Below are 659 nucleotides of genomic sequence, written 5' to 3'. Positions count from 1 at the left end.
AGGGGCGGAGGGGACGAGGAGAGATGGAGAGGGGGGAAGGATGAAACTCGGGAGGGGACGGGCGAGGTTGCAGGGCCGGTGTCTCGTATCGAGGCCGGTGTTGATGGTTCTGGCGGGACCGGTGTTGATGACTCTGGCAGGGCCGGTGTTGATGGCTCTGGCCGGGGCTGCTCCGGCCCAGGCCCAGGTCCAGGTCCAAGTTGTCGGGATGGATCCGGCGCGGCCCCCGGCTACGGATCAGGTGCGGGCCCGGGCCCAGGACCCGCGCCGGGACATCCCGGATCTGGCGCTCGTCGTGTCGGGTGGCACGGGCCGGACGGAGGCGTGGCGCTCCGGGGAACCGTCGTTCGCACGTCTGTGGACGTTGTTGCAGCCGACGTACGCGGGGACGGAGCGGGTGTCGCCGGAGTGGGAGGCGGGCCGGTACCCGGCGGTGCGGATCACCGTGGTGTGGGGGCTGACCGGAGTCGGGGGCTGGCCTCGGACGAGTCGGGCTCCGGGTGGTGATGTGGCGGTGGAGCGGGAGGACCAGTTGTTCGTGGCCGCGGACGGCACACCGTGGGTGCGGACGGATCCGGCTCCGGAGGTGGCCGACGACGACATCCGCTGGCATCGGGCGCCGCGCGCGGTCTTCGCGCAGTTGGAGCGGGCGGGGGTGC

The 659-nt window shown here is 72.4% G+C and carries 1 protein-coding gene; it reads left to right on the top strand.

Features of this window, described 5'->3' with window-relative positions; translation table 11 throughout:
• Positions 1–40 precede the first annotated feature (40 nt).
• A partial coding sequence (locus ACNFOC_RS54980) for a hypothetical protein (protein WP_416966394.1) occupies positions 41–659 on the top strand: 619 nt, incomplete at its 3' end.

The organism is Streptomyces colwelliae, assembly GCF_048158785.1.
Taxonomy (GTDB): domain Bacteria; phylum Actinomycetota; class Actinomycetes; order Streptomycetales; family Streptomycetaceae; genus Streptomyces.
This window is presented reverse-complemented; position numbering and strand designations above follow the sequence as displayed.